At 55.7% G+C, this 13,519-nt stretch carries 14 protein-coding genes; 11 read left to right on the top strand and 3 right to left on the bottom strand.

Features of this window, described 5'->3' with window-relative positions; all coding sequences use genetic code 11:
- Nucleotides 1-10 precede the first annotated feature (10 nt).
- Nucleotides 11-685, bottom strand: coding sequence for a PAS domain-containing protein (locus AC2FLZ_RS03615; RefSeq protein ID WP_496881804.1), 675 nt, complete (start codon nt 683-685; stop codon nt 11-13).
- A gap of 244 nt (nt 686-929) precedes the next feature.
- On the opposite strand from AC2FLZ_RS03615, the gene AC2FLZ_RS03620 reads away from it, so the two are divergent.
- The 11 genes from AC2FLZ_RS03620 (at nt 930) to AC2FLZ_RS03670 (ending at nt 11,367) form a co-directional block, all read left to right on the top strand.
- The gene (locus AC2FLZ_RS03620) at nt 930-1,820 is read left to right on the top strand and encodes a YicC/YloC family endoribonuclease (protein WP_496714233.1); all 891 of its coding nucleotides are present in this window, start codon (nt 930-932) and stop codon (nt 1,818-1,820) included.
- A 17-nt stretch (nt 1,821-1,837) separates the two neighbouring features.
- Nucleotides 1,838-2,479, top strand: coding sequence for a guanylate kinase (gene gmk, locus AC2FLZ_RS03625; protein WP_480493148.1), 642 nt, complete (start codon nt 1,838-1,840; stop codon nt 2,477-2,479).
- The gene (locus tag AC2FLZ_RS03630; protein WP_480553511.1) at nt 2,476-3,000 is read left to right on the top strand and encodes a gamma carbonic anhydrase family protein; all 525 of its coding nucleotides are present in this window, start codon (nt 2,476-2,478) and stop codon (nt 2,998-3,000) included. Before gmk ends, AC2FLZ_RS03630 begins: the two co-directional genes overlap by 4 nt.
- A gap of 28 nt (nt 3,001-3,028) precedes the next feature.
- Entirely contained in the window at nt 3,029-4,075 is a 1,047-nt protein-coding gene (locus tag AC2FLZ_RS03635; protein WP_480553509.1) for a sensor histidine kinase, read from the top strand.
- A 185-nt stretch (nt 4,076-4,260) separates the two neighbouring features.
- Nucleotides 4,261-5,301: a substrate-binding domain-containing protein gene (locus AC2FLZ_RS03640; RefSeq protein ID WP_496881805.1), complete on the top strand. Its 1,041-nt coding sequence runs from the start codon at nt 4,261-4,263 to the stop codon at nt 5,299-5,301.
- Between the two features lie 89 nt (nt 5,302-5,390).
- Nucleotides 5,391-6,863, top strand: a complete 1,473-nt coding sequence (pstC, locus tag AC2FLZ_RS03645) for a phosphate ABC transporter permease subunit PstC (protein WP_496881806.1) — start codon at nt 5,391-5,393, stop codon at nt 6,861-6,863.
- Nucleotides 6,860-8,191 carry a phosphate ABC transporter permease PstA gene (gene pstA, locus AC2FLZ_RS03650; protein WP_480472770.1) on the top strand — a complete coding sequence of 444 codons (1,332 nt, stop codon included), beginning with the start codon at nt 6,860-6,862 and terminating at the stop codon, nt 8,189-8,191. Before pstC ends, pstA begins: the two co-directional genes overlap by 4 nt.
- Nucleotides 8,192-8,203: 12 nt before the next feature.
- Nucleotides 8,204-9,001, top strand: a complete 798-nt coding sequence (pstB, locus tag AC2FLZ_RS03655; protein ID WP_480480931.1) for a phosphate ABC transporter ATP-binding protein PstB — start codon at nt 8,204-8,206, stop codon at nt 8,999-9,001.
- Between the two features lie 16 nt (nt 9,002-9,017).
- On the top strand, nt 9,018-9,719 hold the full coding sequence (phoU, locus tag AC2FLZ_RS03660) for a phosphate signaling complex protein PhoU (protein WP_496751797.1): 702 nt from the start codon (nt 9,018-9,020) through the stop codon (nt 9,717-9,719).
- A 12-nt stretch (nt 9,720-9,731) separates the two neighbouring features.
- Nucleotides 9,732-10,421 (top strand): phosphate regulon transcriptional regulator PhoB, encoded by a 690-nt coding sequence (gene phoB, locus AC2FLZ_RS03665; protein WP_496751799.1) that lies wholly within the window; start codon nt 9,732-9,734, stop codon nt 10,419-10,421.
- Between the two features lie 178 nt (nt 10,422-10,599).
- Entirely contained in the window at nt 10,600-11,367 is a 768-nt protein-coding gene (locus AC2FLZ_RS03670) for an SDR family oxidoreductase (protein WP_496881807.1), read from the top strand.
- On the opposite strand, the gene AC2FLZ_RS03675 is transcribed toward AC2FLZ_RS03670, so the two are convergent.
- Together AC2FLZ_RS03675 and AC2FLZ_RS03680 are read right to left on the bottom strand one after the other, a co-directional pair.
- The gene (locus tag AC2FLZ_RS03675; protein ID WP_496881815.1) at nt 11,364-12,233 is read right to left on the bottom strand and encodes an acyl-CoA thioesterase; all 870 of its coding nucleotides are present in this window, start codon (nt 12,231-12,233) and stop codon (nt 11,364-11,366) included. The two genes, AC2FLZ_RS03670 and AC2FLZ_RS03675, sit on opposite strands and share 4 nt — an antisense overlap.
- Before the next feature lie 51 nt (nt 12,234-12,284).
- A complete protein-coding gene (locus AC2FLZ_RS03680; RefSeq protein ID WP_496881808.1) occupies nt 12,285-13,517 on the bottom strand; it encodes a serine hydrolase domain-containing protein in 1,233 nt (410 codons plus the stop codon).
- Between the last annotated feature and the right edge of the window lie 2 nt (nt 13,518-13,519).

Here is a 13,519-nt window from a genome sequence, read left to right on the forward strand (position 1 = left end):
TCAGACTGGTTCAGTCATCCCGCGACACGACCAGACGAAGGTGTTTGGCCGCGCGTTTGAAATCCGTTTGGTCTTCGGCAAAACCGTCAACGGCTTTAGGCGCAGCAGGAACCGGTGCCTGAATTTCCGAAAACGATTTGATCCGCGTATCCGTAATCGAAAATCTGCGTGGGGTTTTACCAATCGCTCCTTCCGCGACCATGACCCCCAGAACCCGGCTGACGTCGCCCAGATCACTTTTGAGCGGCAAAAGGATCATGCAGGCCTGCATCCGGGTACGCCCAAGTATCCCGCTCGAATCCAGACCCAGTTCGGCAACGGCGGGTGTTGCAAATACCTGCTCCAGAACATCCTTAATCCTGGCGCGGTCATCGGGCTGAAAAAAGGACGTCACAGGCATGCCACGAACCTCCATCCCCGCAAGCCCGTTCAGGTGACTTCCGGCAAGGCGAAACCGAGCCAGTCCAGGGGCGATCCGTTCAAGAATGAAAGTATATTCGAGTATGTTTTCCAGCCCGCGCGGGTCAACCTGGGACCGCATCGGAACACCGTCACCTCTCAGCAATGCAGTCCAATACGCTTCGGCCTGGCGGATCGGCGTAAGGCTGCGCCCACTGTCAAAGCGATCCATTGCGACGATCTTTCCAAAATCTGACCCGGAACCAGTCCCGAAAAAGGTTTTCATTTTTTCACCCTTACGTCAATTGGCCGCCATTTTCATAACATGCAACACAACCGGAGCATTTGTGGCCTGCAAGCCATTACCAGGGGTAGTTTGACTCGGGTTTATTCAATTTTGGAGCAATTCTTTAACGAATGGTTAACTTACCCCAAACAAAGGCGGCCTCAGCCAACTCTTGCTCTGTACCGGTCAATCGCATTAGGTGCGGCAAACATCCAAAAGGGTGAGGCCACAGGAAAGGACAGTCATGATCAGATCCATGACCGGGTTTGCCTCGGGGAAGGGTGAATACGGACCGCATAGCTGGACGTGGGAGTTGCGCAGTGTCAACGGTAAAGGCCTTGATATGCGCCTGCGCGTCCCTGAATGGCTGACCGGGCTTGAGGTGGCCCTTCGGGCCACGCTGTCAAAATCCCTGAGCCGTGGGAATGTGACCCTTTCAATGCGTCTGAATCGTGAGGACTCTGCCTCGGAACTGGCATTGAACGAGGTCGCTATGGCCGCTGCTCTGAGTGCGTTGGAGCAAACACACAAGATGGCAGCTGCGCGCGGCATCGCTCTGGAACCGGCGCGCGCCTCGGACCTTTTGGCACTGAAAGGCATGTTGGATGCAACCGCAGATGCGGATGATCCCGCTCCGCTGGTGGCGCGCCTGACCGAAGATTTCAACGACCTGTTGGCCGCTTTTGTCGGAATGCGCCAGACCGAAGGCGAAGCGTTGGCGGCCGTGCTGAACACTCAGCTGGACCAAGTTGCGGCGCTGACAGCGCAGGCAGCCGATCTGGCCGTGCAACGCAAGGACAAGATGGCCGCGGCACTTCGGGACAATCTGGCGCACGTACTGGACAATGCGCAGGGCGCGGACCCGGATCGCGTCGCGCAGGAACTGGCTTTGATCGCGGTCAAAGCCGACATTACCGAAGAGATCGACCGCCTGTCTGCACATGTGGCCGCAGCGCGAGAGTTGCTTGGGCAGGAAGGGGCTGTCGGACGCAAGCTTGATTTCCTGATGCAAGAGTTCAACCGCGAAACCAACACGCTGTGTTCCAAGGCTCAGAGTACGGATCTGACGGCTGTCGGGCTGGAATTGAAGGCGGTGATCGATCAGATGCGCGAACAAGTGCAAAACGTGGAATAACGATGGGAACGACTGATATGGCGGATCGCCGAGGCCTTTTAATCATCCTGTCTTCCCCGTCCGGGGCAGGCAAATCCACCCTGGCAAAGCGGCTGATGGACTGGGACAAGGACCTTGAGTTTTCGGTCTCGGCCACAACCCGTGCCCCGCGTCCGGGGGAAGAACATGGGCGGGATTACTATTTTCTTTCTGAAGACGAGTTCAAGCAGAAGGTCGCCGATGGCCAGATGTTGGAACATGCGCATGTCTTCGGTAATTTCTATGGCTCACCCGCTGATCCGGTGCGTAGTTCGATCCACGCGGGTAAGGACGTGCTGTTCGACGTGGACTGGCAAGGCGAGGTTCAGATCCGCAACTCGGATCTGGGTAAGCATGCGTTGTCGATCTTCATCCTGCCGCCATCGATCCCTGAACTGCGCCGCCGTCTGGAATCGCGTGGACAAGATAGCGATGAAGTTATCGCAAGGCGGATGCTCAAAAGCTGGGATGAGATCAGCCACTGGGGCTATTACGATTATGTCCTGATCAATGACGATCTTGAGGCGACCGAAAAGAAGCTCAAGACCATCGTCAGCGCCGAACGGATGCGCCGTATTCAACAGCCAAATCTGCAACAACACGTGCGCAAACTTCAAAACGAATTCGAGGGGCTGTCATGACGATCTTCGCGTTAGGCGAGCACATGCCGGATATTCACGAGGACACATGGGTTGCGCCCGATGCCAACCTGATCGGCAAGGTTGTGCTGGAAAAGGGTGCCTCGGTTTGGTTCGGCTGCACGATACGCGCAGATCACGAGGAAATCCGCGTTGGTGCAGGTAGCAACGTTCAGGAAAACTGCGTCATGCACATCGATGCCGGGTATCCTTTGTGGATTGGTCCGAATTGCACCATCGGACACAAAGTGATGCTGCACGGATGTACGATCGGACAAAATACTCTGATCGGAATGGGCGCGATTGTTCTGAATGGTGCCCGGATCGGACGGAATTGCCTGATCGGGGCAGGGGCCTTGATCACGGAAGGCAAGGAGATTCCGGATAACTCCCTTGTGATGGGGGCTCCGGGCAAAGTGGTGCGCCAACTGGACGAGGCCGCAGCAAAACGGATTACCCTAAGCGCGCTGCACTATCAGGAAAACATGCGCAGGTTTCGGGACACCTTAAGACCTGTCCAGTAAGACGCGCGGATTGATCGGGGTTTGAAGCATGTCAGATAACCTTCTTGATGGATTTGTTCAGGCCATCCCTATGCCCGCGCTGATGGTGGATCAGACCGAACGGATCATTGCCGCCAATACGGATGCAAAAACCTTTCTGGGGCAGAATATTGTAGGGCGGCATTTTGCGACCATCCTGCGGCAGCCACTGGTTCTTGAAGCGATTGAGCAAAGCCTTCAGTCGAAGGAAACCAAGACGGCGCGTCATCTTTCCAGTGACGGCGCTCAGGACACAACATTTGATGTGCAATGCCGATATATGAACGGGGTCGGAGCCGTGTCGGGTGGCGCCATTCTGGCCACTTTTCAAGATGTCACGCACCTGGAACAGGCAAGTCAGATGCGCCGGGACTTTGTTGCCAATGTCAGTCACGAATTGCGGACACCGTTGACGGCACTGATGGGCTTCATTGAAACCTTGCGCGGCCCTGCACGCAACGATCCGGCTGCGCGTGACCGGTTCCTGCAAATCATGGCCGATGAAGCCAACAGGATGAACCGGCTGGTTGGCGATCTTTTGTCCCTGAACCGCGTGGAAAGCGAAGAAAGAGTTCGCCCAAAACAACAGCTGGAGCTGACAGGGCTGCTGCAATCCACCCTTAACTCGTTGCGCCCCCTAGCGGAAGAGGCGGGTGTGACGCTGACGCTTGACGCACAGGACGGCCCGCTTGCAGTAACCGGAGACAGCGATCAGTTACGGCAGGTATTCACCAACCTGATCGAAAACGGAATAAAATACGGTGCCAGCGGTGGCAGCGTCACAGTCAGCGTTTTGTCATCAGAGCGTGACGCGGCGATGCGTGGGCCTGGGGTGCGGGTGAAGATCATCGACAAGGGGCCAGGAATTGATTCTGTGCATCTGCCACGCCTGACCGAGCGCTTCTATCGCGCCGACAATCACAGGTCGCGGCAGTTGGGTGGAACGGGGCTGGGGCTGGCCATCGTCAAGCACATCGTCAATCGCCACCGCGGACGGTTGCGCGTGGAAAGTGAGTTGGGAAAAGGTTCCGTCTTTACAGTCATCTTACCACGGTAGCCCTTCCCGCATTATCACCCTTCAAAATCTGCCTCGTTACGTTTTTTTGACCTGAAATCTCCGGATAAACGAGGGTTGTCATAAAAGCGTTACACACTTGTCACAAAAGGCTTACGCACGGCACCTAGGGGTGCACGCAGGATCATCATGGGGGTGATCAATCATACCTTTTCAAGGAGACTGAAATGTCCTTTGTAAAACTGTCGGCTTCTGCGCTGGCAATCACCGCCGTCTCGGCAACCACCGCTGCTGCCCGTGACAACGTTCAGGTTGCCGGTTCGTCGACCGTTCTGCCATATGCGTCGATCGTCGCGGAACTGTTTGGTGAGAACACCGACTTCCCGACCCCGGTTGTTGAATCGGGCGGTTCGTCAGCTGGTCTGAAGCGTTTCTGTGAGGGTGTTGGTGAAAACACCATCGACATTGCAAACGCATCGCGCGCGATCCGTGAAAAAGAAATCAAGGCCTGCGCCGAAAACGGTGTGACTGACATCATGGAAGTCCGCATCGGTTATGATGGCATCGTCTTTGCAAGCCAGCAGAACGGTCCTGCCTTCACCGCTTTTGAACCTGCCGACATCTTTAACGCACTGGGCGCAAAAGTCCTGAAAGACGGTGAAGTGGTTGATAACCCTTACACCACCTGGGCCGAATTCAACCCGGAACTGCCTGATGTAGAAATCGCTGGCTTCATTCCAGGTACCAAACACGGCACCCGTGAAGTATTCGAAGAAAAAGTTCTGCTGATCGGTTGTGAAGCGACCGGTGCGATGGAAGCCATGATTGCTGGCGGCATGAGCGAAGACGACGCAGAAGATGCTTGTCTGGCTATTCGTACCGACGGCAAGGCGGTCGACATCGATGGTGACTACACCGAAACGCTGGCGCGTATCGACACCAACCCCAATGGCATCGGCATTTTCGGCCTGGCGTTCTACGAGAACAACACCGACAAGCTGAAAGTGGCAACCATGTCGGGTATCGCTCCTTCGACCGAAAGCATCTCGACCGGTGAATATCCGGTTTCGCGCCCGCTGTTCTTCTACGTGAAGAAAGCCCATATCGGCGTGATTCCCGGCCTTAAAGAATACGCCCAGTTCTTTACCCACGACGAAATCGCAGGCGCTTCGGGTCCTCTGGCAAATTATGGTCTGGTTGCGGACCCTGAGCTGGCACAGACTCAGGATGCAATCGCCAACGAAGTTACCATGGGTTCGGGCAGCTAATCCCGCCTTTGGTTCGAAATACCGGGGGGCGGCATTCCTGTCGCCCCCACATTTTTTAGCTTTCCCGGCCAAGACCAAATGGGGGTTTCATGCCGATAGTATGGCTTGTTCTGATCGTGCTAGCGATTGCTGCAGTCGGTTACCTGTTGGGGCGCACACGCGCCCTGCAAAGCGCCACAGGAGATATCCGGGCTTTGCACTCGCTTCCGTCGTATTATGGCGCAAATGTCGCCCTCAAGACGATCGTTCCCGCATTTGGCCTTATGATCCTCTGGTTGCTAGTACAACCGCTTTACGTGAACTCTCAGGTATCCGAAATGATCTCGGGTTCCGCCATCGAAGACGGCGCGTCCCTCAATCTGGTCATGGCCGAGGTCCGTCGCACCGCGTACGGCTTGGATAACGCAGTTGCCGCCGGGCAGATACCCGAGGAACTGGCGCGCAACGAGCGCGCGGATGTGATCGACATGACCCAGCGTCTGAAGGATGCCGGGCAAGTGGTGACGTCGGATATCACGCAACCTGTGCTGCGCGCGGCGCAAAGCTATCGGATCATGAATGCGACCGGCTATTCGATCATGACAGTCGCCGTCATACTGACGGCACTCGCCGGTGCTGCGGTCAGCTGGCTTCAAACCCACGCGGAATACCGCGCGCGCAATGTGGTCGAGCAGGGCGTGCGAATCCTGTTGCTGGCAGCCGCGTCCATCGCAATTCTGACTACTGTCGGGATCGTCCTGTCCCTGGTTTTCAACACTTGGGAATTCTTCAAACTCTACCCTGCTACCGATTTCTTTTTCGGCACGACTTGGGCCCCCAGTTTTTCGGGGCGCGGCGGGTCGTCTGAACTTGGCATTCTTCCCCTGCTGTGGGGGACATTCTATATCTCGCTCGTTGCCCTTCTGGTGGCTGTCCCGATCGGGCTGTTCGCCGCGATTTACCTCAGCGAATACGCGTCACCCCGTGTCCGCGCCGTAGCAAAACCGCTGCTCGAGATACTGGCAGGTATCCCGACCATCGTTTACGGCCTTTTTGCGCTGCTTACCGTTGGTCCGCTTTTGCTTGGACTGTTCGGGGATGACGGGCTTGGCTGGATGAAGGCTGGCACGGCAGTCATGACCGCTGGGTTGGTCATGGGCATCATGCTGATCCCGTTTGTGTCCTCGTTGTCGGATGACATCATCAACGCGGTGCCGCAGGCTCTGCGCGACGGTTCTTACGGATTGGGTGCAACGCAGTCCGAAACCATCCGTCAGGTTGTTCTGCCAGCGGCGCTTCCGGGTATCGTGGGGGCGATCCTGCTGGCCACATCGCGCGCCATAGGTGAGACAATGATCGTGGTCCTTGGGGCAGGGGCCGCAGCGCGGCTGAGCCTGAACCCGTTTGAAGCCATGACGACCGTCACCGCAAAAATCGTGAGCCAGCTGACCGGAGACGCGGATTTCGCATCGCCCGAAGCGCTTGTAGCCTTTGCACTGGGCATGACCCTTTTCACCCTCACGCTTGGGCTGAACATCTTTGCCCTCTACATCGTGCGCAAGTATCGGGAGCAATACGAATGACCGACGCCAGCATGCAAAGCCCAGAAACAGGTCATCGCTCAGTCTCGCTGACTGTAGGGGATGCACATACCAAAAAACGTGCAAATGCAGAGAAACGATTTCGGGCATACGGGATTGTCGCTATTGCAACGGGCCTGTTCTTCCTGATCGTTCTGTTCGCCTCGATCCTGTCGCAAGGTATTCCGGCCTTTCAGCGCACTGTTGTCAGCGTGGATTTCACCTTGTCCGCTGCGCAGCGAGACGAGGCGGAAAGTACGTTGTTCAAGACCAAGGCCTATTCCAACCTGTTCATCGCTCAGCTGAGCAAGGAACTGGAGGACCAAGGGATCAGCGTTGATTTCGACGAAGCGGCCATCGAACGTCTTCTTGGTAAAATCGGCGGTACAATCCGAACTTACTATGCCGACAACCCCGGCAAGCTGGGTGATCCGGTCAAGTTTGATCTGGCCGCCTCCAGCCGGGTCGACGGGTATTTCAAAGGCCGCGTGTCCCGTGACACCTTGCAGGACAGCCGGTTTCTACAGCTAAGCGATCTGGATCTGGTTGATGCGCTGGAACAGGCGGGCATCATCAAGCAGGCTTTCAACTGGCCGTTCATCACCGGCGCGGATTCTGGCGTTGACAACCCGGGCGGTGCTGGCATCGGCGCCTCGGTCATTGGGTCGTTTTTCATGATGCTGGTGGTTTTGGGCCTGTCACTGCCCATTGGTGTGGCAGCGTCGATCTATCTTGAAGAATTCGCCCCGCAGAACAGGTTCACCGACCTGATTGAAGTGAACATCTCGAACCTTGCAGCCGTGCCGTCGATTGTGTTCGGTATTCTGGGTCTGGCCGTGTTCATCCAGTTCATGCACCTGCCACAATCGGCACCGCTGGTAGGTGGTCTGGTTCTGACCCTCATGACATTGCCGACGATCATCATCTCGACCCGCGCCTCGCTGAAAGCGGTTCCACCGTCGATCCGTGATGCAGCGTTGGGGGTAGGGGCCTCGAAAATGCAGGCTGTGTTCCACCACGTGCTGCCTTTGGCCGCGCCGGGCATTCTGACCGGCACCATCATCGGTCTGGCACAAGCCTTGGGTGAAACTGCACCGTTGTTGCTGATCGGCATGGTAGGCTTTGTGGCGCGGGGATATCCCGACGGGTTCCTTGCCGGCTTTACCGAGCCGAACTCGGCAATGCCCGCCCAGATTTACACTTGGGCCGCACGCGCTGATGTCGGGTTCTACGAAAAGGCCTGGGGCGGAATCATCATCCTTTTGATGTTCCTGCTGACCATGAATATCATCGCTATCATCCTGCGCCGCCGCTTTGAACGCCGCTGGTAATTGGGGGCAATAATGAACGACATGACACGAGTGGAGAGAACCGTGGACTCCAAAGACATCAAGATCAACGCGAAGAAGGTTCAGGTTTATTACGGTGATACCCACGCCATCAAGGACGTGAGTGTTGAGATCGAAGACAAGACCGTCACGGCCTTTATCGGCCCTTCGGGTTGTGGAAAATCGACCTTCCTGCGGTGTCTGAACCGGATGAACGACACCATCGATATCTGCCGTGTCGAAGGTGATATCCTTTTGGACGGCGAAGACATCTATGACAAGCGGGTCGACCCCGTACAGTTGCGCGCCAAAGTGGGTATGGTGTTTCAAAAACCGAACCCGTTCCCCAAGTCGATCTACGACAACGTGGCCTACGGTCCGCGCATCCACGGCTTGGCGAAGAATAAGGCGGAACTTGATGAAATCGTTGAGAAATCCCTGCGCCGAGGCGCGATCTGGGATGAAGTCAAGGACCGTCTGGATGCGCCTGGCACGGGCCTTTCAGGGGGGCAGCAGCAGCGTTTGTGTATCGCGCGAGCCGTGGCAACCGAACCGGAAGTCCTGTTGATGGACGAGCCGTGCTCGGCGCTGGACCCGATTGCAACCGCACAGGTCGAAGAGTTGATCGACGAATTGCGTTCCCGATATTCGGTTGTGATCGTCACCCACTCGATGCAGCAGGCCGCGCGCGTCAGCCAGAAAACGGCCTTTTTCCACCTGGGTAATCTGGTGGAATTCGGTGAAACCGGTCAGATCTTTACCAATCCGGTCGATCCGCGCACGGAAAGCTACATTACAGGCCGTATCGGCTAAGCACAGGTATCAAACAATGAGCGAACAACATATTGCATCTGCTTTTGACCGCGACCTCGAAACAATCCAGGCGCATATCATGAAGATGGGCGGTCTGGTTGAGGCCGCTATCATGGGCGCGGCGCGCTCGCTTGAAAGCCGTGACGTTGAGCTGGCCCAGGAAGTACGACAAGGTGACAAGGCCATCGACGCGTTGGAAGACCTGATCGACGAGGAAACCGCGCGTCTGATTGCGTTGCGCGCGCCCACGGCCAGTGACCTGCGACTGGTTCTTTCGGTCCTGAAAGTATCCGGTAATCTCGAGCGGATTGGCGATTACGCGAAGAACATCGCCAAGCGTACGACCGTTCTTGCCAATGCGGGCGAGATCAGCGGCAGCGCAGCTGCCTTGCGCCGCATGGCGCGCGAGGTTGAGCGTATGCTGCGCGACGCGTTGGACGCCTATATTCAGCGCGACGCGGAACTGGCCACCGACGTCATCAACCGCGATGAAGATGTCGATCAGATGTACAACGGCCTGTTCCGCGAATTCCTGACTTTCATGGCCGAGGATCCGCGCAATATTTCGGCCTGTATGCACCTGCATTTCATTGCCAAGAACATCGAGCGTATGGGCGACCATGTAACCTCGATTGCCGAGCAGGTGGTGTATCTGGTTACAGGCGACCGCCCGACCGAGGCTCGGCCCAAGGCCGATATAACGTCGCAAACAGTGTAGGAGAGGCTTGAGATGTCCGCAGATCAACCGACGGTTCTGGTGGTCGAGGATGAGTTGGCCCAACGCGAGGTGCTGGCCTACAACCTTGAAGCCGAAGGTTTTCGCGTCTCAAAGGCGGCCAACGGTGACGAAGCTATGCTGCTGGTCGACGAAGACTGCCCGGATATCATTGTTCTGGACTGGATGATGCCCAACCTCAGCGGGATTGAGGTTTGCCGCCGGCTCAAAAGCCGTCTGGACACACGTTCGATCCCGATAATAATGCTGTCGGCCAGATCAGAAGAGGTAGACAAGGTTCGCGGGCTGGAAACTGGTGCCGACGATTATGTGGTCAAACCATATTCGATCGTCGAACTGATGGCGCGTGTCCGAACACAACTGCGCCGCGTCCGACCGGCAACTGTTGGCTTGCGACTGGAGTACGATGACATCATTCTGGATTCGGAAACCCACAAGGTCAGCCGTGACAGCAAGCCCTTGAAACTTGGTCCAACCGAATTCCGGCTTCTTAGCACGTTCATGGAAAAGCCGGGCAGGGTCTGGAGCCGTGAACAATTGCTGGATCGGGTCTGGGGACGCGACATCTATGTCGATACGCGTACCGTTGATGTTCACATTGGACGATTGCGCAAAGCCTTAACGCAACATGGCGGGGATGATCCGGTTCGCACAGTCCGAGGTGCCGGTTACGCGTTGGGATAAATCGCATCAGACCTGTGTTGATCGCATGGGTCTGATGACTGATTGCAATGGAATCTGAGTATATCTCCGCTACTTCCAATTAGCGTGTAATTGGTATTATGTTAAAAACGTAATACTTGTAATACGGAACGCAAGCCAACACATTGAAAACACTGTAACGAACCTGCCCGGAATACGCATGGAGCTTGAGAACAAAACTGTCGTTATCACCGGCGCTGCCCAAGGTATTGGTCGTGGTCTTGCAGAACGGTTTTCCCATGAAGGTGCACGTGTAATCTGCTCGGATGTCGACATCGCTGGCGCAAATTTGGTCGCTAAGCAAATTGGTGGTCAGGCGTATACCTGTGACGTTTCCAGCGAAGCGCAGATCAAAGCTCTGATTGATTTTGTTGAGGAAACTGTCGGTCCAATTGACCTGTTTTGCGCAAATGCCGGAATTCTGACGCTTGGTGGTCTCGATGTTGCGGACGAAGATTGGGATCGGATCTGGAAGATCAATGTCATGTCCCATGTCTGGACTGCTCGCCATCTGGTTCCACGCATGGTTCGTCGCGGCGGCGGATATATAATGATAACTGCGTCTGCGGCAGGTTTGCTGAACCAACCTGGTGCAGCCCCATATGGGGTTACCAAACACGCGGCTGTAGGATTTGCCGAATGGCTTTCGCTGACATATGGCGCTGAAGGATTGAAAGTCTCGGTCCTGTGTCCGCAGGCGGTACGTTCGAAAATGACCGAAGGCCATGAAATCTCAGTAGCTTCGATTGATGGGATGCTTGAGCCCAGAGATGTGGCAGAATCCTGTGTGCAAGCTATTCGAAATGAACGGTTTTTGGTTCTGCCTCATCCACAAGTCGCTGATTATTTGCAATTCAAAGCGGCTGATTACGATCGGTGGCTTAGCGGAATGCAGAAGTTAAATCAAAAGTTTATGGGCAATACTTAAGGTCGTGCGCGAATTCTGCGCATCAATCCTTCCTGTGCGACAGATGCAACAAGGGTACCGTCCTCGGAATAGATCGATCCACGGTTAAAACTGCGTCCCTGCCCCGTCCACGGCGAGTCCATTACGTAAAGATGCCAGTTCTGAAAATTTACCGGTGCGTGAAACCATAGCGCGTGGTCCAGACTTGCGCCGTTGAACTCTCCGCTAAACCAGCTCAGACCGTGTGGCCGCAATCCAGAGGACATCAGGTTCATGTCAGACGCATAAGCCAGAAGTAAGTGCTGCGTTCTGGTGTCGACCGAAGCAGCAGCGGGCATACGGAACCAGGTCTGGTTTCGATCATCAGAGACTTTCGGTGTGAATGGGTCCAGATGATCGACTTCCCGAACCTCGATCGGGCGTTCGCGCAGCAATTCGCCCCTCAACCTTTCGGGAACACGTTCAACGTATGTTTTACGCAATTCAGATCGGGACGGGTACGCTTCCGGTGCGTTCACGACGGGCATCGGATGCTGATGGTCCCAGCCTTCATCTTGGACATGAAACGATGCCGACATGTTCAGGATTTGCTTTCCGTGCTGAATCGCAACCACACGGCGGGTTGTGAAAGAACCTCCGTCTCGCGCGCGATCAACTTGATAAATAACGGGTTTCTCTGGATCTCCTGGGCGAATGAAATAGGCGTGTAGCGAATGGCACAACCGCTCTTCAACAGTCCGATACGCCGCAGCGAGCGCTTGCGCGATGACCTGTCCGCCAAAGATGCGTGTGGGCGTTTCACCGCCCGACCCTGTCCCGCGAAACAGATCGACCTCAAGCCGTTCAATATCGAGAAGATCCAGTAAGATACGTTCCGCTTCGGTCATCGTCTGCTCGCAAGTTGTGTCGTCCGGCACCGGGTATCAGTACAGAGGAAATCATTCAATCATGGCCGCATGAACCAGTGCTTTGAGTTCGGCGCGGGATGGGTACGAACTTGAGGGGGACAGTTGGGTAAAGAAAATCGCCGTCAGGTCATTCTTCCAGTCAATCCAGAAATAGGTCGACGCCATTCCACCCCAGCTGAAATCCCCGATAGAGCCGGGAACCCTTACCAGACCGGGATTCAGAACAACCGCACCGGCTAGCCCAAAGCCCATTCCTTCCATCGGTTGCTCTGCGAAACTCTGCGGACCCATTGACGCAATGTCCCCGGGAAGGTGATTGCGCATCATGAAATCGACGGTTTTCGGGCTAAGTATGCGGTACCCGTTCCCGGCCCCCCGATTTCGAAGCATGTCCGCGAATTTGGCATAATCATCGATTGTCGAAATCAGACCGCCACCGCCGGAAAAGGTCGTCGTGTTTTCGAACGGGGATACTATGTGGGAATCGAACAGTCTCAGGCTTTCGCTACCGTGATCCGCGGAATTCAGGGCCATCGCGTCGCCAGCCAATGGGGTGTAGAGCGATGCGAAACGATCCCCTACCCCAACGGGTACGGAAAAACCTGTTTCTCGCATGTTGAGTGGTTCAAGGATTTCGGTTCGAAAGAACTGCTCCAATGACTGGCCCGAGACCACCTCGATCACACGACCCAGCACGTCAATACCGACCGAGTATTCCCAGCGTGCACCGGGTTGGAACGCCAGTGGCAGCCCTGCCAGATCGCGCACAAGGTGTTCCAGAAGTCCCTGATTGGGTTTGAAAATAAGGTCTCGTTCATCCATCGCATGGGGTAAAAGCCCGGGGTTGAACGGATAGCTTAACCCACTGGTATGCGTCAGTAACTGATGCAGAGTGGGAGACGGTGCAGCCTCGGTCTGATCCAGTCTCTCCGCCCCCGGTACCAGCGCGTGCATATCTTTGAATTCAGGTAGAAGTTCAGAAACAGGCGCGTTCAGGTGAACAAGTCCACGTTCGACCAATGTCATCAACGCGACTGATGTGACCGGTTTGGTCATGGAATAAATGCGCACCAGCGTGTCGCGTTGGAATGGCCGGCCAGTCTCCAGACTGCTGACACCACTGGCATGAAAAAAGGCTTCGTCCCCTTTGTGGCGCAGCAAAAAGGATGATCCGGCATATTTGCGCTGCTCAACATAGCTCTCCATCCAATGGCTAAGCCGATCCAGCCGGGTTTGATCAAACATGGATTGCCTGTGGGACATTT

Source organism: Ruegeria sp. YKSF131, assembly GCF_059612645.1.